This is a genomic window from Sphingobacterium sp. NPDC055431 (assembly GCF_053644255.1).
Genome location: NZ_JBSHLH010000012.1, coordinates 119,559 through 140,035 on the forward strand (window position 1 = coordinate 119,559; position 20,477 = coordinate 140,035).

Here is a 20,477-nt window from a genome sequence, read left to right on the forward strand (position 1 = left end):
TTATTACTTATGTTATAACTTCTTTTTTATTAATTTAAACCATAAAATTGCGATATAGTTCTAAAATTATTTTATCATTTTAAAAAAAATTAACGAAACTAAAATCATACTGAATAAATAACTTTCATATAGCAATATATTAGCGCTAATAATAGTATATGGAAATGCAGATATATTCTTTGCCGATAATCCGAAGTTCTTGTTTAGGTAAGGCTTTTTATACAAAAAAAGGGATGCCAAACATCCCTTATAATTCTTGCGATTTCATTAAAAGCAATCCTATTTCAAGAACTCTTTAATGTTATTGTTGCTACCGTATATGACGATGATTTCTCCTTCTTGCAATACCGTATCAGGTTTAGGGATTCCATGCAAAATCGTGGTGACGATCCTGCTTTTGCCAAATAAAGTATCTCTTTCTGCACTCTTCAGAATGGTCAGGACTAATATTTCATATTTTTCCCTAAAACCGATTTCCTGAATTGTTTTGCCTACATATTGCTTTGGAATTATGGCTTCCACAATGCTGTAGTTGGCATTTAATTCAAATGAATCAACCAAACCAGACAAACATAGCTTCTTCGACCAGCGCTCTGCAGTTTCCTCCTCCGGATGGACAATCTCAGTAACTCCGATGGCATTCAAGACCTTTTCATGTAATGCATTGACCGCACGGCTCACCAAACGTTTCACTTGTGCTTCTTTACATAATGCAGTCACCATAATATTGGCCCCTTCATCCTCGCCTATGGCTACAATGACTACATCGGTGTTTTTTAAAGGCAAAGAATGAAAAGCACTTGGCTCGGCCGCATCAAGCGCAATGGTATGTGTGATTTTCTCTTTCAAAGCGGTAATGCGCTCCAGCCTCAAATCAACCCCAATCACCTCGTTTCCTTGGGCTGTTAGTTTCATGGCCAAAGAGGCCCCAAAATTCCCTAATCCTATGATGATAAATTTCATTGCTTAATTTATTGTAAGTTCTTCTTTTGCGTATCTATAATTCGTGAATTTCACCTTCTTGAACATGGCAATCATAATTGTCAGCATGGTCACCCTGCCTATAAACATCAGAATAATCAATGTGATCTTACTCCCTGCTGATAGCTTTGCCGTAATGCCTAAGGTCAATCCGACCGTACTATAGGCAGAAAAACATTCAAATGCGATTTCTACCAAAGTACATTCTGGATCAAAAACAGAAATCGAAATGATACAGCAGCCGATCACAAAAAGCGATAAGGTCATGATGGCAAATGCCCGTTTAATGGTAATGCCTGCGATTTCACGTTGAAATACCTCTACCCTTTCTTTTCCCTTAACCAAACTCAGGATGTTCAAAACCGCTACGGCAAAAGTACTCGTCTTAATACCTCCCCCAGTAGAGTTTGGTGAGGCACCGATCCACATCAACAGTATAATGAACAGGATACTGTAAATATGTAAAGCGCCATAGTCAATGCTGTTATAACCTGCCGTACGTGGGGAAACAACGGTAAAAAGTGCTGTTACGAATTTGCCTATCCCCTCATGCGTCACCAAGATATTATCATATTCCAATATAAAGATCAATATAGTCGCAAAAACTGTAATGCTCAGCGTAGTAATCAAATTGATCTTACTGTTTATATTGATCACCCAAGGCTTATAATCAAATTCCCGATAGGCAATCTTCTTAAATATGCGATTGAATACGTGCTTCAGGTATTTCAATATATTGATTACTATTGGAAAGCCAAGACCTCCAAAAATGATCAAGATGATCAAGACCATCTGAAATGCATAGTTATGGATAACGAGTGGATTGGTCAGACCATCTGGCACTACAGAAAATCCTGCATTACAAAAGGATGAAATCGAATGAAAGACTGAAAAAAACAGATGTTCCAAAAAGGACTGATCCATCAACTTTGCCGTAAAAAGGAAAATGAAGATCGCTCCAACCAATTCTATGGAAAACGTAATGATGATGATTCGCTTCAACATCAAAAATACTTCCCCCAGCTTTTCATTATTGGAAAAATTACTGGTCGCGATTTGGTTTTCGTAAGTGCTTGCTCCTTTGAAAAAATAAGCGAAATAGTTGGTAAAGGTCAAGATGCCCAATCCGCCGATCTGAATCAGTAAAATAATGATAAAATGACCTATGGGAGTAAATGCAGTTCCGGTATCCAAAGTAGTCAATCCCGTGACACAGACCGCACTGGTTGCCGTAAAGAGTGCATCGATAAAATTAATCGGAACCTGGGTAGAAAACGGCGCCATCAACAATAAACATCCAGTCAAAATGATCATAATAAAACTGAACGTAAAGAGTTGCGCAGGGTTATAGAATGCTTTAACGTTTTTCATATTTCAGAGTGCTGGCAAAGTAAGGATAATTTCAAAAAATATGCAATAATTCATCAATCCTGCGCTAAAATTGCCTATTAGTTTATTTTTTAATACCTTTGTGTCTTATTTATTAAAAACAACAGCAAATTAGCATTCGCAATTCGCTGCAAATCCCATACTATCTTTAACGCTTCTAGGTGATTAGCCGTGGGATCTCTTTTTGTTCCCTGCGAAGGGTACATCGAATTTATCATACTGAATATTTACTATTAATACGCACCACAAAAACAGAAAAAATGCAAGACGCAAATTTGAACGGTATAGAAAACAAACTTGAAAAATTTATTGACAGTGCAATCGCATATGCTCCAGTATTATTGAGCTCTATGATTTCTGCCGCACTTGTTCTCTTCTTGGGACTATGGTTGATCAAGCTATTTGGAAAACTTTTAGGAAAGATTTTCGAAAAGCGCGATGTAGATCCCAGCATCAGGACATTTTTGGGGAACCTATTGAATTGGGTCTTAAAGATCATGCTTTTCATCGTGGTGGTCAGCCAATTAGGCGTACAGACTTCCACCTTTATTGCAGTAATTGGTGCTGCCGGTTTAGCAATCGGTATGTCATTACAAGGATCACTTTCTAACTTCGCTGGAGGTGTATTGATCTTGCTGTTCAAACCTTTTAGGGTCGGTGATTATATCTCCTCTTCATCAGGTGTGGATGGTACGGTCAAGGTAATCGATATTTTCAATACCAGATTGGTTACTCCGCAGAATCAATTGGTAATCATTCCCAATGGTGAACTTTCCAATAGTAACATCACCAATTATTCTGAACTAGGAACCCGAAGAACATGGTTCAACATAGGTGTAGGGTATGACACCGATTTAAAGGCAGCAAAACAATTGTTGTTGGATACGATTTCGAGAAATGAATTTGCCTTTAAAGATCCAGCACCAGATGTGGTTGTCACTGAATTAGGTGATAGTGCCATCAACCTCTCAATCCGTGCCACGACCTCCAACGAAAATTTCTGGGCCATGCAGGAACAATTGATCATACAATGTAAAGAAGACCTGGATAAGGCAGGAATCGATATCCCATTCCCACAAACCGATATCCATATCAAAAAATAAAAAAAGAGATTGCTGGGAGGGGGATTTTGAACCAGGATTGAAGGGATAAGAGGATGGACCAAGATCGGGGTTGAACCAGGATTCAAAGGATAAGAGGATGGGCCAAGATCGGGGTTCCATTATTTTAGCTAGCATGGTACGTTAGCCTGGAAGTAGCGAAAAACTGATGTTCGATTAATCGAACATCAGTTTTTCGCTACTTCTATATTGTTCAATACTATTTCTAAAATAATTCTGCCCTTCCAGGGCAGTATGTCATAAAAAAGGAAAAATTCAGGATAATAAAAATGGGTCTAGAAAGCCAGAAACATAGATCTATCAAACTTCATTGGTATGCAGGAAGGATCTCGGAACAATGCGTTTCCATAATTGCAATGGCTTACTTTCCCGGACCTTCGGTCCAGGATGACAGGGTCGTAGAGTGGAGAACTGTACAGAATCCTCATTGATCGTTCAGAATCAAAATGCGCTAAGAAGGGATTCAGAGTGAAACGAAGAATCTATTTATTTTCTTTTTTTAAGGATCGTTGTCATTGCAAAATCGCAAGATGAGCAAACTATTTTTTTCTTTTTTGACCCATAAAAGGAATATATAGAAAAATATTCCACCCCAGCTAGGGGTTGGCCATTATTCAGATCTAATTTCTGAAAATATTCCATCCCCGCTGGGGGTTTTCTACAAACATTTCACCTTCCGAAGGAAGTCCTTTAGCCCCCGGCTCATTTCCAGTGGCGGAAAAATGGAAAGAATGCCGATGACCTGTGCGATGGGATTGGCCTTGGAATGCTTTCTCAAGATCATCCCATCAAAAGGGATGATCTTGAGAAAGGTATTCCCGACAACAAGGCATTCTTGTCCATGTGCGGATGACTGTGCGAAAAGCCACCTTAAATGGGCCGAAGCCTTTTGGTTACTTTTGGGCTTCAAAAGTAACGAAGAAAATTGGTATCCTTGAGCTCCTCCGGCGGTTTGATTACTTTTGGGCTTCAAAAGTAACAAAGAATCTGTGGTTATTTTCCTTAACTTAATGACATTGCGCGCTAGGGGTTGCCTACCTAAGCAAACATTCATCCTTCCAATACAAAAAAGGAGCGGCTTTTCAGCCACTCCAATTCTTTTATCCCTGAAACATCAGGTTAACTAAATGATTTCTTATTTATGTGACAAGATCCAGGTTACGATCTCATCTAGGTCGGCATCTTTCATGTTCGGGTGTGCAGCCATCGCTACTTCTCCCCAAACGCCACTTCCGCCATTCTTGATTTTCTTCACTAGGATACTGTGTGCATCTTTATTGTCTTTATAGTGTTTTGCAATCTCTACATATGAAGGTCCTACAGACTTCTTATCGATAGCGTGACAAGCCTTACAGTCTGATGCCTCGATCAAGGCCTCACCTTTAGGCTTGCTGCCTTGCTGGTGGCCCATTGGTCCAGCAACACTTGCATCCCCTTCAGTTCCTTTATGAGCAGCCTGATCTGCCGAAGCCGGCACGAAATCAATTCTTGAAATCCCAGCATCCGGGTTCTTGCTAAACCATCCACTGCCATACTCCAATACATAGAACTTACCATCGGGACCTACTTCCATATCGATTGGACTGTTGAATTTAACACCGCCCATGAATGGCTCCATCTTATCGAAATCACCGTTCGGCAACATCGTAACTGCTTTAAACCAACCGCGGATCCAGTCATAGACAAACAATTTACCATTGTAATAGTCTGGATAACGGGTTTCCTGAGGGAACATATCGGTATAATAAATTGGACCGGCCATCGCATTACGTCCACCAGAACCTACTTGAGGGAAATCCGGTGATTCCGCATATGGATACCAAATAAAGGCAGGCACTGCCTCTGGCAACTCTCTTAAACCTGTGTTATTCCTTGAATCATTGATTGGTTTTTTCGCATCATACGCAGGACCCATTTCACCAGTTTCATAATTATAAGCATGGTAAGCATAGTTGTTTCCTACGAAATATGGCCAACCAAAGAAACCTGCTTTACGAGCCTGGTTAACTTCATCGTAACCACGCGGACCTCTGTTCAACGAATCCTTATTCGCATCCGGTCCAACTTCACCCCAATACAAGAAACCATTTTTCTTATCAATAGAGATTCTATAAGGGTTTCTGTTACCCATTACGTAGATCTCAGGTCTTGTTTTCTCTGTTCCTTTCGCAAATAGGTTGCCTTCAGGAATAGCATAGGTACCATCTTCTTTAACGGTGATACGTAACACCTTACCGCGCAGATCATTGGTATTTCCAGAAGAACGTTGAGCGTCATATTGCTCATGCCCTTCCCGAGCATCCTTAGGAGAAAATCCATTGCTCACATATTTTTGGTTTGGCTCATCAAATGGAGTAGAGTTGTCACCTGTAGAAATGAACAGATTTCTATCCTTACCAAATGCCAATGAACCACCTGTATGACAACAGATATCACGTTGAGAATAAAGCTCTAAAATCACTTTTTCAGAAGCCATATCCAATTTATTGTCCTTGAAGACAAATCTCGAAAGTCTATTTACCGAAGTATCTTTAGGACTGTAATAAGCATAGATAAAATTGTTCTTTGCAAAGTCTGGATCGGCTGTTAGACCCATAAATCCTTCTTCCGCATTCACGTTTGGAACTTCTGTTTTATGATAGACATCCAAAAGTCCAACTTGGCTTACTTTATTGGTTTCTTTGCTATAAAGCAACAATTCGCCGCGACGTTGTGCAATCAAGATATCAAGGTTTGGAAGGATAGCCATTTCCGTCGGTTCAAAGAACTCTCCTTCGGCCATAGTTACCTTCTTGAACTGGTCTGCAGCTGGAACCTGAACAGTCTTAGCTTTTTTATAGTCTAATTCAAGGTTTTTACCGATTGCATATTGAATACCCCCTAAGATATGTTTCAAGAAATTCGCGTCTGCATATTCTGCATCCTCATGTCCCAAACCGGTGTAGAAAGACCTTCCGCCATCATATTCATGGAACCAAGCAACAGGAGCCTGCTCAACCTCATCCTTATTCGGGAAAACAGATTTATCAACCGTCATCAGGATTTTTAAGTTTTCAGGTTGTTTCTTGAAGGTGTACCATTCATCGGTAATCTCCCAAGGATCAGGAAGACCTTTTGTAGAAGGATGATTTTTGTCTACAATGGTTAATTTACCTTGTTTCAATTCAGGCTCTGAACCAAAATATCCACCAAGTAAACGTCCGTACCAACCCCAATCCGTCTCCGAGTCAGCTGCTGAATGGATTCCAACAAAACCACCTCCAGCTTGAATGTAACGCTCGAAATCAGCTTCTTGATAATTGTTTAAGACATCCCCAGATGTATTTAGAAATACAACTGCTGAGTAATTCTTCAAAGAATCTTCAACAAATCGATCCGCATTCGAAGTGGTATCCACAACGAAATCGTTCTCTAGACCTAATTTTTGAATGGCTGCATTGCCCTTTTCAATTGAATTGTGATGAAAACCTGCAGTTTTACTGAAAACCAATACCCTAGGCTTTCCAGATCGCTTTTGTTGACAAGAACTCAGTACCGCCACTAATATTAGCAGGAGAGAAATCTTGGATAAACAATGTTTAATCATATTTGAGTTTATTAATATTTTTTGTGTTTAGGTTTCGCTAATCCGTTTTACCAAATTAGCAAATGTCAGTCAAAAAACAAATATGCAATTAATTATTTCAGTCTAAAGAACTGCATTGAAAAAATTACAACTGAAAGGTTAGTAAAAGATCAAGTTTTGGGAATCGACAACAGTAGTGAAATATTTGTAGAAAGGTGAATTGGAATGTAGAAAACCCACAGCGTGGGTGAAATATTTTTTATATCTCCCTTTTAAGCGTCTAAAAAGAAAAAAAATAGTTCCCTCATCTTACGATTTCGGGATGACAACGATCCTTAAAAAAAGTAATAAATAGATTCTTCGTTTCACTCTGAATCCCTCCTAGGCGCATTTTGATTCTGAACGATCAGTGAGGAATCTGTACGGTTCTCCACACAAACCGATTGTCATCCTTAACCGAAGGTTAAGGACCTGTACGCCAATGCCATCCGTAATTTGATTATGTCTGTAAAATTCCGAGATCCTTCCTTCGTCAGGACGACAGGAAGGGGGAAACCGAAGGTTAAGAACCTGTACGCCAATGCCATCCGTAATTTGATTATGTCTGTAAAATTCCGAGATCCTTCCTTCGTCAGGACGACAGGAAGGGGGAAACCGAAGGTACAGGAAAGTACGCCAATACACTCTTGAAAATATATGCATTGTTCCGAGATCCTTCCTGCGTCAGGATGACCCCGCAAAAAAAACAGGCCTTTTAGCACTAGTTATATGCTAAAATAAGCCCCCAATCTTGGTCCATCCTCCTATCCCTTTTATCCTGGTTCAAATCATCGATCTTGGTCCATCCTCTTATCCTTACATCCTGGTTCAAATACCAACCGGCTTAGCATTTCCCCTACCACAATCATTACATTTACTTCAAATATTTCCCTTCCACGATTTTATTCACCCTATACATCAACAAGATACAGATCAAAATACTCACAAACGTAATCAGTCCCAATAACTGAAAATTCTCAAAGCCCTGATTACCTTCCTTTTCAATCAAAACAATTCCACCTAAGATGGAGGCAATTCCCCCACTGGACTGTTGTATGGCTGAATTGATATTCATAAAGGCTCCACGTTCACTAGCATCTGGAATGGCTGTAATCATGGCGGTTGCACTGATAATCCTAGAAGATACAAACAGCATCATACAGCTGAATGCCACGGCAACCATAAATAAATTGCCCGCTGGAACATTAACAAACCAAATGATACAGATTCCGGCCAATAAACTACCCGTAACAAACAACTTATACTTTCCCCAAGAATCACTTAATTTTCCAAAAATTGGTGAACCAATCAATGTGGCTATCCCCGCCGAGAAAAAAACATAGGGCAACTGGTCTTCTGCATAATTAAGATCGAATACCAAATGCGGGGTAACATAGGGCTGTAGGATAAACCCTCCTGTTGCCAGGAAAAAGGTTGTCGAAAAGGCAACCAAATATTTTTTATTGGTAAAAACCCTTTTTATCACTTGGAAATAACTGCTTTTCTCTCCAGGAACGGTTTTGGAAGGAATAGGCTTCATAAATTTCACCAACATGGCGATATTGATAAGGCCAATACCAACGATAAAATAAAATGGAACATGCCAGGACCAAATATGCGCTAAATAGAGCCCTAATGGAATCCCCAAAATCTGACTTGCAGAAAATGCCATCTGTATAAACCCCATCACCCTACCTCTGATCTCATACCTGAAAAAATCTGTAACGGTCGCAAAGGTAATTCCCGACATTACTCCACCAAAAACACCGGCGACAATCCTAGATACCAACAAAAAATAGTACGAAGGTGCTATTGCGCAACAGACTGTTCCGATAATAAAACCTACGTACATGATCAAGAGGATATTTTTACGGTCAAAACGATCGATAAAACCGGCTAAAAGGAAGCCCGAAGCACCTGCACTCAATGCATAGGCAGACACTAAGATACCAAATTGCTTGGTGGAAATATCCAAGGAGTCGATCAACTCTGCACCTAAAGGTGCCATAACTGCAAAATCTAAAACTACCGTAAACTGGACAATGGTCAACATCACAACCAATAATGATTCGTATCGGGAAAAAGTCATATTGTAAGTTAAGTTCTCAAAATATATCTGCTCGGCACTTATTTCAATTTTAAATAGGCAATTAATTCCTTTGCAGCCGCACGCCCCGCCCTATTTGCTCCAATGGTTGAAGAGGAAGGCCCATAACCAGTCAGATGAATCCTAGGGTCTTTTACCACTTGGGTTGCTAATTGACCGCCCATTTCAATTCCACCTTGCTCATTTTTTAACCCCAGAGGATCCAAATGGTCCAAGGAATGCCTAAAACCGGTATTCCAAAAGATAACATCAGCATCCATTTCGCTACCATCTTCCCACTTCACGCCATTTTCTGTTATCTCTTGAAACATGGGCTTCCTATCCAATACACCAGACTTCAACATATCCGCAATAGCCGGAGTGATCGGTAAGCCCGTGACAGAAACAACCGATTTTGGAGGCAATCCTTTCCGTACCCGTTCATCTACCATGGCCACCGCCTCTCGACCTAATTCTGGATTAAATTCATAAGGCCGAAAATCAGGAGGCCTCCGAGTTACCCATGTAGTCTTAGTCACTTTGGAGAGCTCACCCAATAATTGTACAGCAGAAATCCCACCACCAACGACTATGACGTGCTTCCCTATAAATTCAGCAGCATTTTTATATTCACCGGTATGTAATTGCCTTCCTTTAAACTTATCCCAACCGGGATACTTCGGGCAATGTGGAGTCTTCCAGGTACCGGTCGCATTGATAATGCCTTTTGCTGAAAACTGCAGTCCATTGGTATGGATCAGAAACCTTCCATTTCGCTCCGTTACCTTCAATACATTTACTGGTCTGATTACAGGGAGATCAAAGGCCTTTTCGTACTTCTCATAATATTGGGGCAAAGCAACATTGGCCCGCAATTGTTTATCATCGCGATTGACCGCTTCCGAAAAGGTCATCCCCGGCAGGTCATTGATTCCATTCACATTGCTCAAGGTCAAGGAATCCCAGCGATGTTGCCATGCTCCACCGGAACCAAATTCATCATCCAATACCACAAATCCTTTTCCTGGCTCTAACCCTTCCCTTTTGAGATGATAGGCCGCCGACAGACCTGCCTGCCCCGCACCGATGACTACAATGTCCACTTTATAGAAAACATCTAGTTTCCTTCCATCCGGAATTGGCGCCATAGCATTATCAGCCTTATTCTGTTTCTCCATACAGTATTTAAAATAGTAAAAGACAATAGATTGTTTAACCTATAGCTAGTTTTTTTATATGATGAAATAAAATTATCAAAGATTCAGGAGAATGGTATTTTTCAAGGTTTTTCCTGACATAATTATGGCTAATAAAATAGACCATGGTCGAGACTCATTCGAGGCATATTCGAGAATGCTTCGGATAGAATATTAACTCTACCTTATTCATATTGCCAAAATTCGGAATATGTCTCGAATAAGACCAATAGGAAAATCAAGAATACTTAGTAATTAAAAATTTTGGCCATAAAAAAAGCTGGGTAATAAAACCCAGCTCTCCTTGTTGTATTTGAAATTGTTATTAAGAGACAAAGTTCATCCAATCGGAATCCATACTATATTCAACCAAAGGATTAGCGCTGTTTTTGCTAATGTACTGGCCATGGAACATCGTCAGATCCATCAATATATGCTGACGGGTGATTTCTACTAATTCAGCGTTGAAGCCTTCCATTTGAAGAACAAATTGGAAACTGATTACCCTAGCGATCATTCGACCAATGGTAACCATGTCGCGTTGGTTGATACCGGCTTCTAGGCTGAAGTTCAATTGTTCCTTGAAATATGGAGCACTCAGATTAGCATTAGGATAGGTTTTTAAGAATTCATATAGATTTGATTCTTTTGCTCTACGCATCATCTTGCTGATACCTTCAGCAATCTGTCCATATAGCATTTCATTGGATCCTTCGAATATCTGGAATGGGCGGCTATCCACCACTGATCGTCCAGCGATATGATCCAATCTATATCCATTTGCACCTGCTAATTGAAGACTGATCTGTGCAGACTCTTGCATCAAGTCGGTAATCAAGGCTTTCAAGGTATTGGCTTCAATACTTAATCCTGAAAGGTCATTTTCAATACCACTGGTTGCTACTGAATAAGCACACATACCTGAGCAGATGGCAAAGGCTGCCTGGATTCTTGAAATTTGATATTTTACAGAATCAATGTTGATCAATGGGCTTCCACTGACAATCCTGTTTTGGCAATGTTGCAGAGATTCATCAAGTAGACGCTTGATAAAACCTAAGCCCATACCTGGGAATTGCAATCTACTTCTGTGAAGCATGTCCAGCATCAATTTAATTCCTGTACTTTCTGGTGTTAATTTTTGATCTTCCGGTACAACTACATCAATTTGATTGACGCCATAAGGAATTGCATACAAACCAAGGTTGTTATAGCGCTCCAGCATAGGGATATGTTGTTCAGGATTGCTGTTATCCGTCACGAAAAAATCAATGTCGCGGGTCAACTCACCGGTTGGGGTGAGTTTGCGGGCAGTAACTAACCAGAAATCAGCAGCACCGCTAAGTCCTTGCCAATGTTTTTCACCTTTGATCTTATAGGAGATGCCGATTTGATCGTAAGCCGTTTTCATATTTAATGCATCGCTACCGTAGGCTTTCTCGGTTATCATTAAACCTCCCATGGCATTGTTCTCTATGAATTCCTTAAATACGCGTTCTTGCACAGCATAATTTCCGTACTTGGCAACAGGCTCCAAGAACAAAGCGATATTGATACCGAACATTAAGGAAAGTGCCAGAGATTCATACGAAGCGGCAGACAGAACTCCTAAACATTCTTTTACCGATACGCCTCTTCCTCCGTGCAATTTAGGAATTGCCACCGCCAGAGGTTTTTTCTTCATGATCTCTGCTAGAAACTCTGCAGGAAAATCACGTTTCAAACTAATGGATGAATAATCAAATTCTTCTCTGAATAGGTGGTATAAGTGTTTTCTGAATGATGAAATATAGTTTTCAAAATCTATATTTTCTATAACTCCGTTCATGCTATTTTTTTATTTACAATGTATAGTGAGCAATTCATAGGTCCGCCTTTTTGAGTTGAACAAATTGGCTATTATAAAACTCAATTGTAAAATTAGAGGGAAATCAAGAAAATATCTATGAGGAATTCGTCTATATTTAGGACAAATCGTGCATAAAAACCATTCTGCGCTAATTTATCGTTTTGCGATATTCAGTTGGAGAAATTCCTACGATCTTTTTAAACAGACGGGTAAAATAAGATGGATCTTCAAACTCCAATTCATAGGCGATACTGGCCACACTTTTATTGGTTTCCAACAGCATTAACTGGCTATGGATTATGGCAACTTCAAGAATGAGCTGTTTTGAGGATTTCTTGAACACCGAAGAAACACATCTATTCAAATAGTTTACGGAGACAGCTAACTTATCTGCATAAAAATTAACGGACTTTTCCTTATTATAATGTAAATGAACCAGTTGTTTAAATGATATCGCAATTTCCTGTCGCCTTCCCAAGGATTTATTGGAGGCAGAAATCTTGATAATCTTTAACATCACGGTCTTAAAAATACTTTCATAGTATTCCTTATAGGGTTTTTCCGTATAGATTTCCTCGTATAGCAAATCCAGAAGTCCGTTCAATTCTTCATTATCTATCTTACTGAGATTCAATAAAGGTGAGATGGTGAAAATATTGAGGATTTCTTGTTCCCTGAACAAGGATGTCATAGCCTGCTCCTTGATCAATACACAATATCCCTGTGCGGATTTATCCACCGAATCAATAGCAGAAATATTACCATAGTTGGAAATTAGCACAGAAGGTGCCTGTACCATAAATGAAGTAGATTCAATCTGATGTTTGAAATAACCTTGATTAATATAAATAAGGAGATTATAGCCGAAGAAAATAGGTGGAATCGGGGTTTTCAGATAAGGTGCTATATCACGTAATGGAAAGATCTTGATAGGCGTTTGTATATAGGTCAGGTGTTTAAGGCTCCCTCCCATAAACTTCTCGACGAACTCATCAGCGCTGATTTTATTCTTTTCCATACCTTATTGCATCTCGATATTACAAACTTAATAAAATTGATTGAGGATGCCGATTTTCAATATATGCTACTTTTTGGCCAGAATATGTTAAATTAGAGAAAAGGCAAATAACTGACCTAAACCCATAAATACCTACTCTATGAAAAGAAGAACCTGGATACAGTCTGCAGGATTAATGATTGCTGGTTTAACCATGCAGGAAAACAGGGCATATGCCGTCCTAAATGAGACCAACACAGATGGATTATCATCAAAATATCTAGCTACAGATGACCGAGCCTATTGGGTTTCCATTTTGAGCAAAATGGCAAACCCTATTTTGGAGAACATCAGTAAAGGCACTTTCCAGAAAAACATGCCCATGGTCGTATCCGAATCTTTTGATGGGCGAAATCCAAAGGTTGGGTATTTGGAGGCCTTTGGCCGATTGATGGCCGGCATGGCTCCTTGGTTGGGATTGAAAGACGATGCTTCTGAAGAAGGTAAACTTCGAAAAAAATATAGGGAACAAGCCCTACTCGGTATACAACATGGGTTTGATCCCAGTTCGCCCGATTATTTTTCTTGGCGTGGAAAAGAAGGTCAGACCTTGGTAGATGCTGCCCATTTAGCATTAGGCTTTTTAAGGGCTCCACAAGCCTTATGGGAACCTCTTCCTGACAAGACCAAACAACAGGTCATTGAGGAGCTGAAATACATACGCTGGATAAAGCCGGGGCAAAACAATTGGCTGTTGTTTTCATCGATTACCGAAACCTTTCTGTACAGCATTGGTGTGGAACCCAATCGGGAAAGCATAGATTTAGCCATCAATAAATTTGACCAGGATTGGTATGTTGGCGATGGTTGGTACTCAGATGGTAACCACTTTGCATTTGACCATTACAATGGCTATATCATCCATTGCATGCTGGTTGAAACCTTAAAACATAACCTGAAGGCTGGGATCTACCAAGAGAAGTATGACCGTGCTTATAAGAGAATGCAACGATATGCCCAGCACTTGGAAAGAATGATTTCTCCGGAAGGTTATTTTCCAATTATCGGACGGAGTTCAACCTATAGGAATGGAGCTTTCCAACCTTTGGCACAAGTAGCATTGGACAAGAAACTTCCAGAGCATCTATCATATGGCCAAATCCGAAATGGATTGACAGCCATCCTGAAAAACATTTACAAGCATGATCTTTATGATCAATATGGTTGGTTAATTTTGGGATTTACTTCCACAGATCAGGGGAATATGGCTGACACCTATACCAATGCCGGATCATTATATGAAGCATCCCTTTCCTTCTTACCATTGGGCTTACCAGCAGATGATGAATTCTGGACTTCTAAAAGTGAAGAGTTGACCTCACAGCGAGCTTTTTCCGGAAAAAAGTTTCCAAAAGACTATCAAGTAAAATATTAATTTAAATCTGAAAAAAAATGCAATTTTCTCATTATATTCAAATCAATTATTATGGACCACAAATAATTACTAATTTTGAAACAGTTTTTCAAGTAAGAAAGTAATGAACATAGAAAATAAGATTAATGTGCTGTATTTGGATGATGAAGAGAACAATTTATTTTCTTTTAAAGCTACGTTCAGGTTTAAATACAATGTATTTACTGCCTTAACGGGAGCTGAAGCATTGGATATTATTCGTAAAAATGATATCCAGATCATAATTACTGACCAGCGAATGCCTGAAATGACCGGGGTGGAATTCTTGGAAAAGGTTATTGAAATCAAACCTGACCCTATGCGAATCCTGTTGACCGGTTATACGGATATGGGTGCAGTGGTCGATGCCATTAACAAAGGCAAAATCTTCCATTACCTGAACAAGCCTTGGCGCGAAGAGGAATTGACCGAAACCATCTCAAGAGCTTTTGAAATCTATCAGAACAAGAAAAATATCATCGATCAAAAGTCTAAACTGGAGATCTCAAACGAACAATTGGAGTTTTTACTTCGTCAAAAACTATTGTCCTAAAATTCCAATGACTATTCCTTAGAAGGAATAGTCACTACAAATTTAGATCCGTTCTCTGGTTCTGAATCTACTGAAATCCCGCCTTTAAGTTTCTGCACAGCAGTCTTCACATTATATAATCCAAAGCCCATCCCTTCAGCCTGATCGCTAGCGCGGAAAAATAACCTAAAGATATCGTTGATCGAAGATTCTGAGATTCCAATTCCATTATCCGTTACGGTTATTTTTGCATGACCATTTTCAGTTTCTGCCTTCAATTTCACCCATTTATCCAGAGAGTCTAATTTTTGGTACTTTATCGCATTGGAAACCAAATTGTGTATGATCAATTCCAAGATGGATTTATCATTGATGAACGTGTTTTCTTGGTCGACTTCAAAGCTGATCTCTACGCCCGAGTTTTGGCTGTACATTTTATAAAAGTCAAGAATATCTTCGAAGATGGAATTGAAATCAATTTTGGAAAGGTTGAGCTCTCCCCTTCTCAACAGATAATAATCTCGAAGGCTGTTGATATAGTCCTCTAATTTAACAATGGAAGTTTTCATGAGGTTCAGGATTTCATGAACCTGCTCGACACTCTTGAAATCCAAAGCAATCCGGATAGCACCAAGCACCCCGGCAAGTGGATCGCGTAAATCATGGCTAACGCTATAGGCAAATTTATCAAGCTCCTCATAAGCTTTCTGAAGCTCCATATTGCGCAAATCCAACAAAGAATTTGTTACATAAAACTTATTGGCCTCTTCGATACAGGAAATAATCTCAGCTTCTTCCCAAGGTTTTTTGATAAACCTGAAGATATGACCGCGGTTAATGGAGTCAATTACCGTATCCATGTCTGCAAAAGCTGTGATCAAGACCCGCATAGGCTTCGGAAATTCCTTTTTGATCCTGCTGAAGAAATCAATTCCATTCTCTCCGGGCATCTTTTGGTCACAAAAGATTACCCTGATATTGGGATTGGTCATTAAAATATTTTCTGCATCCGTAGTATTGCTCGCAATATGAATATCGTAGTGAAACCTCAATGCCGCTTTAAATCCTACCAAATTATTGTACTCATCATCAATGTACAACACCTCAAAATTCTTATCCATACTATTACCTTTTAGTGTGACCTAAAAAACCTTTATTTTAATCTTTACCTTATTGTTTGATTGGCAAATGGATATCAAAAGTGGTTCCCTCTCCGACCGTGGATTGCAAACCAATTCTTCCATTATGTCTTTCAATTGTTTTATAAGCAATTGACATCCCTAGACCTGTGCCTTCACCAACATCCTTTGTTGTAAAAAATGGTTCAAAGATACGTCCGATGACCTCTGGAGGGATCCCCGTACCGTTGTCCATAATACTGATTATTACTTTTGACAAATCCTCGTCAAGTTTTGTTTCGATCTTGATTTCTCCACCCGCATTTCCATTGTATTTCTTTTCAACGGCGTAGATGGCATTGGAAAGTATATTCATGAAAACCTGGTTCAGTTTACCCGCATAACATTCCACCATGGGAATGCTATGGTAATTTTTGATGACCCTAATCCGTTCTTTGGTCATTGGATTCAAGATGACCAAAGTGGAATCCAGGCATTCATTCAGATCGGCACGCTTCAGCGTATCTTCATCAATCCTGGAAAAAATCCGTAAGCTCCGGACTATTTCAGCTGTCCGTTCTGCTCCTTCTTGGATACCCTTCAACAAGAAATTGATTTCCGATTTCAGATAGTCAACATCGTTGATATTCTTGATATTTTGGATTTTCTCCTGTTTCTCTTCCAGTTGCAGGTCGTTATCCAATGCTATCATTTCAATTTGATCGATAATATCCCAGAGGATTCCAACATCGCGGCGAAGTGGAGAAACATTGGAGGTCACAAAATTGATCGGATTATTGATCTCATGGGCTACACCGGCCGTTAACTGACCTAGAGAGGCCATTTTCTCAGATTCCACCAGCTGGGCTTGGGCATCTTTCAGGTTTGACAAGGTTAAGCTCAGCGATTTATTGGACTCTTGGAGTTCTTCCGTTCTTTCACGGACCTTCTGTTCCAAAATCACATTCTGTTCACGGATCAGCTTTTCATTTTCTTGGGAAATAGCCAATTCACGGACCTGTAATTCCAACATCTCCTTGCGGTAAGTATTGATCTTATCGGCCAATGCAAAAGATAGCAAGAGCGCTTCGATAACAGAACCTATCTGTACGGACCGAGCCGTAAATACGTTGGTTGGCAGCACGCCATAATCCTTAAGAACAAAGACCAATACACTGATCAGGAAGATACACCATGCAAAGAGGAAAAACTTGGTCTGGCTATATTTTCTTCGCGATAACTCAAAGGCAAATATGAGGACGATGGCAGCTCCACCACCCGCAACCAGGTTTACGATTCTATATGCAGGGATAATATAGCCTATCAACAACAATAGGATGGCAAAGAAATAACCAAATAAAAAAACGTTCAGTAATTTATTGAAGCCCTTCGCTTCTACGGAAGTGTGCAGGAAAGACTTGACAAAAAGAATGGCACCGATACCTGACATGGCGCCTGAAAACGTTAACAATCTTGATGACAGCCATTCACTGCGAATGGGGAAAACTCTTTCAAATAGCCCCAATACCGCCATTTGGGCCACAAAGACCCAAAAAATATAGTTCACATAGCTTAAATAATGCTTTTCCCCAGTTGCAACATATAGAAACGCATTATAGAGCACTAAGGACAACATCAGTCCTATGTAGATGGCTGAAAGGATATCTTCTTTCTGCAGGAAATTAAAAAGTCCTGTTGGCGTATGGATGGACAGCGGAACAATGACTTGAGTTTCGCTCTGCAACTTCATATAGCAGACTGCTTTCTCTCCTTTTTTGAGATGGAGATCAAACAGATAGAATTGATGGGAATATTTTCGATCGCTATAACCTTGTTTTAAGTTATATCCAACACTGTCTATTTGGGAATTGATAATGCTGTAAAATTTCACTTCCGCAATATTAGGTTGGGATAGGTCTACGATCAAGCGATCCTCATCAGAATTATTGACGATTTCAAACTTGATCCAATGGGGTTTCTTGACGATCCCGAGGTTAGGGACCTCAGTTTCACATTTAGAAAAAAGGTTTGGATGTGCTAAGACATCATTAAAAGAAACTGACTCCCCATTTTCTTCATAGAGAGATAAATACTTTCCAATATTTTTGACATCCTTCCCATTAAAGTAAATGACACTATCTGTCGATGCCTTAGCTTTAGGGCTAAAAAGACAGCATAAAATCATAGTTAGAAATAACAAATACCTTAACATCGCTGATGTGTTAATTAACAGGGTTTGCACTTAATATTTTCTCCAAATCCACGTAATACCTTCCAGATTTCAGATCTTGACCGAGCAGAAGTTTTCGCGAAGCCCAAGCAGAAATACCACCGCCCAACACGACTTCGGAAGCCAATTGTGGCCAAGATTTCAGGGATTTACCCAGTTCAGGAAGCGATTGTTTCATCCTTTCAGATAGCTCTTTGGCATTGACAATCTTCATCAACAGCCCCATCCTCTCATTCTTGTCCAAAGCTTGGATTTCATCAACCGTTATATCACCAACAAGTCCATGGAATATTTTCAGTTCAGGAAATACATCAAACCTTTCTATGTCCAGCATTGCTCGGTCATTGGTTTCCATAATTACCGGAATTCCTAGCTCCTTAGCGCGGATCCTGCTTTCGACCTTCACCTCAAAATTATCACAGACCTCGATCAGCAAGTCCAGTTTTTGACTCCCCAAAAGAAATTCTCGATAATTCTCCTCATAGATCCCTTCGGGATATATCTCCACTTCCAGATAGGGATCGATTTCTGCAATTTCCCTTGCTGCCAGGACAACCTTGGGAATCCCCAAGCTGAACACTGGTGCTCTCAACCTATTCAAATTGCTAAGATCCAGATCGTCAAAATCGGCAAGCTTTAACTTGCCACAACCTCTTTCCATAGCAATGGTAATAGCCACAGATTGACCAACTGAAAGTCCGATAATACCAATTGTCTTATTCGACAGAAGCTCCTGCTCTGCTTTTGATATTTTAAGTTGATTGCGGTTTGTTCTTACTTCGATAAATTCTTCACGTTCCAAAACGTGCACTAAGGTTTTTCTCCACGGATAATAAACCCAGGCACCCAACTCTTCCATAGGTCGTTGATTACTGATTAAACCAACAAATTGCAGAAATTGTTCTTCGTTTGTCGAAAAAGTAGGATTTCGGCAAATAAAAAGATCCCTTAACTGCCGTTCGAATTGATCATGTACAAATACGATTTCCTGTTTATCCAGCAATTCTTGGATGGCAACAGCATCCGCAGGTTTGGATTTGTCAAAAAATATAGGTTTGTATAAATAGTTGTTTTTGGTAGCGTGATTGTCTTGCATAGTTTTTATAGAATTACAATATCGTCGGGACTCTTACCATCATCAATAGACCTTGGTCCATTTGCCATATTGATAATTTTTTGAAGGTCCCAACCTTGCAGGTTATTAAGGCTTAGATCGTAATGGATTTCAATCTCCTTGGATCGGAGGACCTCTATCCGAGGACCTACAGCCATATCCCGCAGGGCAAGAATGGCATTACGATCTTCTTCGGAGGCTGTAGGAACATTAAATACATCATCCAAAACCATCGTTGTGGCCAAGAGATCTAATTTCGGGTAATAAAATGTACCGTTATTTCCTACTCCAAATTCTTGTCGATAACCTACTGCTTTTGTAAGATTGATGGTATAGGGTGCACAAAGTGCAAATAAGGTTTTCAGTCCGATCCGAGGTGCGATTGCAATTGCCGCTCGGGTAAGGAAAATACTTCCGATTCCATAGCCAGCAATTTCACGGGAGTTCCATAGTCCACAGCCTTCCCCTGTTCCCTCTTGAGCGTATGACCAGACAAGGTCAAATATTTTTGGATCCATCATTCCGGTGGCTTCTTCGATAGGAAGAGGTTGAGTACCACCAGCAACATGTATACGCGCCCCACCATAAACGTTTGCACCATCTAGAGATTCTACAATTAAAACAAAAGATGCGGGATTGAACATCCATTCGTCCTTGGATGAGGTTACTTTTTTAACACCTATAGAGGTTAGCACGTGTTCATGCCCTTTGATAAATCGTAAACATGTTTCAGGGTCATCTATCGCTCTAAACGCCCTTAATCTGACAACAGGTCTACCATTTTTTAAAATTAATGTCACTTTTCTG

16 protein-coding genes are annotated in these 20,477 nt (G+C 39.8%); 4 read left to right on the forward strand and 12 right to left on the reverse strand.

Going from position 1 to position 20,477, the window contains the following annotated elements:
• Nucleotides 1–279: 279 nt before the first annotated feature.
• Together ACWIB3_RS12165 and ACWIB3_RS12170 are read right to left on the reverse strand one after the other, a co-directional pair.
• Complete coding sequence (locus tag ACWIB3_RS12165; protein WP_185211715.1) at nucleotides 280–963, reverse strand: potassium channel family protein; 684 nt, start codon at nucleotides 961–963, stop codon at nucleotides 280–282.
• 3 nt (nucleotides 964–966) lie between these two features.
• Nucleotides 967–2,352: a TrkH family potassium uptake protein gene (locus ACWIB3_RS12170; protein WP_185217038.1), complete on the reverse strand. Its 1,386-nt coding sequence runs from the start codon at nucleotides 2,350–2,352 to the stop codon at nucleotides 967–969.
• Nucleotides 2,353–2,630: 278 nt separating this feature from the next.
• On the opposite strand from ACWIB3_RS12170, the gene ACWIB3_RS12175 reads away from it, so the two are divergent.
• Nucleotides 2,631–3,473: a mechanosensitive ion channel family protein gene (locus ACWIB3_RS12175; RefSeq protein ID WP_454291713.1), complete on the forward strand. Its 843-nt coding sequence runs from the start codon at nucleotides 2,631–2,633 to the stop codon at nucleotides 3,471–3,473.
• 676 nt (nucleotides 3,474–4,149) lie between these two features.
• Here the strand turns inward: ACWIB3_RS12175 and ACWIB3_RS12180 are convergent.
• Together ACWIB3_RS12180 and ACWIB3_RS12185 are read right to left on the reverse strand one after the other, a co-directional pair.
• Entirely contained in the window at nucleotides 4,150–4,401 is a 252-nt protein-coding gene (locus ACWIB3_RS12180) for a hypothetical protein (RefSeq protein ID WP_254529175.1), read from the reverse strand.
• Between the two features lie 225 nt (nucleotides 4,402–4,626).
• The gene (locus tag ACWIB3_RS12185) at nucleotides 4,627–7,077 is read right to left on the reverse strand and encodes a ThuA domain-containing protein (protein ID WP_454291714.1); all 2,451 of its coding nucleotides are present in this window, start codon (nucleotides 7,075–7,077) and stop codon (nucleotides 4,627–4,629) included.
• A gap of 480 nt (nucleotides 7,078–7,557) precedes the next feature.
• Here ACWIB3_RS12185 and ACWIB3_RS12190 point away from each other — a divergent pair, with 480 nt between their 5' ends.
• The gene (locus ACWIB3_RS12190; RefSeq protein WP_454291715.1) at nucleotides 7,558–7,746 is read left to right on the forward strand and encodes a hypothetical protein; all 189 of its coding nucleotides are present in this window, start codon (nucleotides 7,558–7,560) and stop codon (nucleotides 7,744–7,746) included.
• A 223-nt stretch (nucleotides 7,747–7,969) separates the two neighbouring features.
• On the opposite strand, the gene ACWIB3_RS12195 is transcribed toward ACWIB3_RS12190, so the two are convergent.
• The 4 genes from ACWIB3_RS12195 to ACWIB3_RS12210 all read right to left on the reverse strand — a co-directional run bounded on the left by ACWIB3_RS12195 (nucleotide 7,970) and on the right by ACWIB3_RS12210 (nucleotide 13,244).
• Entirely contained in the window at nucleotides 7,970–9,184 is a 1,215-nt protein-coding gene (locus tag ACWIB3_RS12195) for an MFS transporter (protein ID WP_454291716.1), read from the reverse strand.
• 38 nt (nucleotides 9,185–9,222) lie between these two features.
• Nucleotides 9,223–10,359 (reverse strand): NAD(P)-binding domain-containing protein, encoded by a 1,137-nt coding sequence (locus ACWIB3_RS12200; protein ID WP_454291717.1) that lies wholly within the window; start codon nucleotides 10,357–10,359, stop codon nucleotides 9,223–9,225.
• A gap of 343 nt (nucleotides 10,360–10,702) precedes the next feature.
• Nucleotides 10,703–12,205: an acyl-CoA dehydrogenase family protein gene (locus tag ACWIB3_RS12205; RefSeq protein WP_454291718.1), complete on the reverse strand. Its 1,503-nt coding sequence runs from the start codon at nucleotides 12,203–12,205 to the stop codon at nucleotides 10,703–10,705.
• A 169-nt stretch (nucleotides 12,206–12,374) separates the two neighbouring features.
• Entirely contained in the window at nucleotides 12,375–13,244 is an 870-nt protein-coding gene (locus tag ACWIB3_RS12210) for a helix-turn-helix domain-containing protein (RefSeq protein ID WP_185217043.1), read from the reverse strand.
• Between the two features lie 139 nt (nucleotides 13,245–13,383).
• Here ACWIB3_RS12210 and ACWIB3_RS12215 point away from each other — a divergent pair, with 139 nt between their 5' ends.
• Together ACWIB3_RS12215 and ACWIB3_RS12220 are read left to right on the forward strand one after the other, a co-directional pair.
• A complete protein-coding gene (locus ACWIB3_RS12215; protein ID WP_454291719.1) occupies nucleotides 13,384–14,658 on the forward strand; it encodes a DUF2264 domain-containing protein in 1,275 nt (424 codons plus the stop codon).
• A 103-nt stretch (nucleotides 14,659–14,761) separates the two neighbouring features.
• Nucleotides 14,762–15,229 carry a response regulator gene (locus ACWIB3_RS12220; RefSeq protein ID WP_185211707.1) on the forward strand — a complete coding sequence of 156 codons (468 nt, stop codon included), beginning with the start codon at nucleotides 14,762–14,764 and terminating at the stop codon, nucleotides 15,227–15,229.
• 11 nt (nucleotides 15,230–15,240) lie between these two features.
• Here the strand turns inward: ACWIB3_RS12220 and ACWIB3_RS12225 are convergent, their stop codons facing one another.
• The 4 genes from ACWIB3_RS12225 to ACWIB3_RS12240 form a co-directional block, all read right to left on the reverse strand.
• Entirely contained in the window at nucleotides 15,241–16,329 is a 1,089-nt protein-coding gene (locus ACWIB3_RS12225) for a hybrid sensor histidine kinase/response regulator (protein WP_185211706.1), read from the reverse strand.
• A gap of 49 nt (nucleotides 16,330–16,378) precedes the next feature.
• Nucleotides 16,379–18,511: a sensor histidine kinase gene (locus tag ACWIB3_RS12230; RefSeq protein WP_185217044.1), complete on the reverse strand. Its 2,133-nt coding sequence runs from the start codon at nucleotides 18,509–18,511 to the stop codon at nucleotides 16,379–16,381.
• A 37-nt stretch (nucleotides 18,512–18,548) separates the two neighbouring features.
• Entirely contained in the window at nucleotides 18,549–19,652 is a 1,104-nt protein-coding gene (locus tag ACWIB3_RS12235) for a ThiF family adenylyltransferase (RefSeq protein ID WP_454291720.1), read from the reverse strand.
• 5 nt (nucleotides 19,653–19,657) lie between these two features.
• The coding region (locus ACWIB3_RS12240; protein WP_454291721.1) for a hypothetical protein at nucleotides 19,658–20,477 on the reverse strand (820 nt) is incomplete at its 5' end.

Excerpts from the sequence above, each read along its gene's own strand:
- ACWIB3_RS12200 (WP_454291717.1), bottom strand. The coding sequence starts at position 10,359 with ATGGAGAAACAGAATAAGGCTGATAATGCTATGGCGCCAATTCCGGAT.
- ACWIB3_RS12175 (WP_454291713.1), top strand. The coding sequence starts at position 2,631 with ATGCAAGACGCAAATTTGAACGGTATAGAAAACAAACTTGAAAAATTT.
- ACWIB3_RS12190 (WP_454291715.1), top strand. The coding sequence starts at position 7,558 with ATGTCTGTAAAATTCCGAGATCCTTCCTTCGTCAGGACGACAGGAAGG.
- ACWIB3_RS12230 (WP_185217044.1), bottom strand. The coding sequence starts at position 18,511 with ATGATTTTATGCTGTCTTTTTAGCCCTAAAGCTAAGGCATCGACAGAT.
- ACWIB3_RS12165 (WP_185211715.1), bottom strand. The coding sequence starts at position 963 with ATGAAATTTATCATCATAGGATTAGGGAATTTTGGGGCCTCTTTGGCC.
- ACWIB3_RS12235 (WP_454291720.1), bottom strand. The coding sequence starts at position 19,652 with ATGCAAGACAATCACGCTACCAAAAACAACTATTTATACAAACCTATA.
- ACWIB3_RS12225 (WP_185211706.1), bottom strand. The coding sequence starts at position 16,329 with ATGGATAAGAATTTTGAGGTGTTGTACATTGATGATGAGTACAATAAT.
- ACWIB3_RS12220 (WP_185211707.1), top strand. The coding sequence starts at position 14,762 with ATGAACATAGAAAATAAGATTAATGTGCTGTATTTGGATGATGAAGAG.
- ACWIB3_RS12205 (WP_454291718.1), bottom strand. The coding sequence starts at position 12,205 with ATGAACGGAGTTATAGAAAATATAGATTTTGAAAACTATATTTCATCA.
- ACWIB3_RS12215 (WP_454291719.1), top strand. The coding sequence starts at position 13,384 with ATGAAAAGAAGAACCTGGATACAGTCTGCAGGATTAATGATTGCTGGT.
- ACWIB3_RS12195 (WP_454291716.1), bottom strand. The coding sequence starts at position 9,184 with ATGACTTTTTCCCGATACGAATCATTATTGGTTGTGATGTTGACCATT.
- ACWIB3_RS12170 (WP_185217038.1), bottom strand. The coding sequence starts at position 2,352 with ATGAAAAACGTTAAAGCATTCTATAACCCTGCGCAACTCTTTACGTTC.
- ACWIB3_RS12210 (WP_185217043.1), bottom strand. The coding sequence starts at position 13,244 with ATGGAAAAGAATAAAATCAGCGCTGATGAGTTCGTCGAGAAGTTTATG.
- ACWIB3_RS12185 (WP_454291714.1), bottom strand. The coding sequence starts at position 7,077 with ATGATTAAACATTGTTTATCCAAGATTTCTCTCCTGCTAATATTAGTG.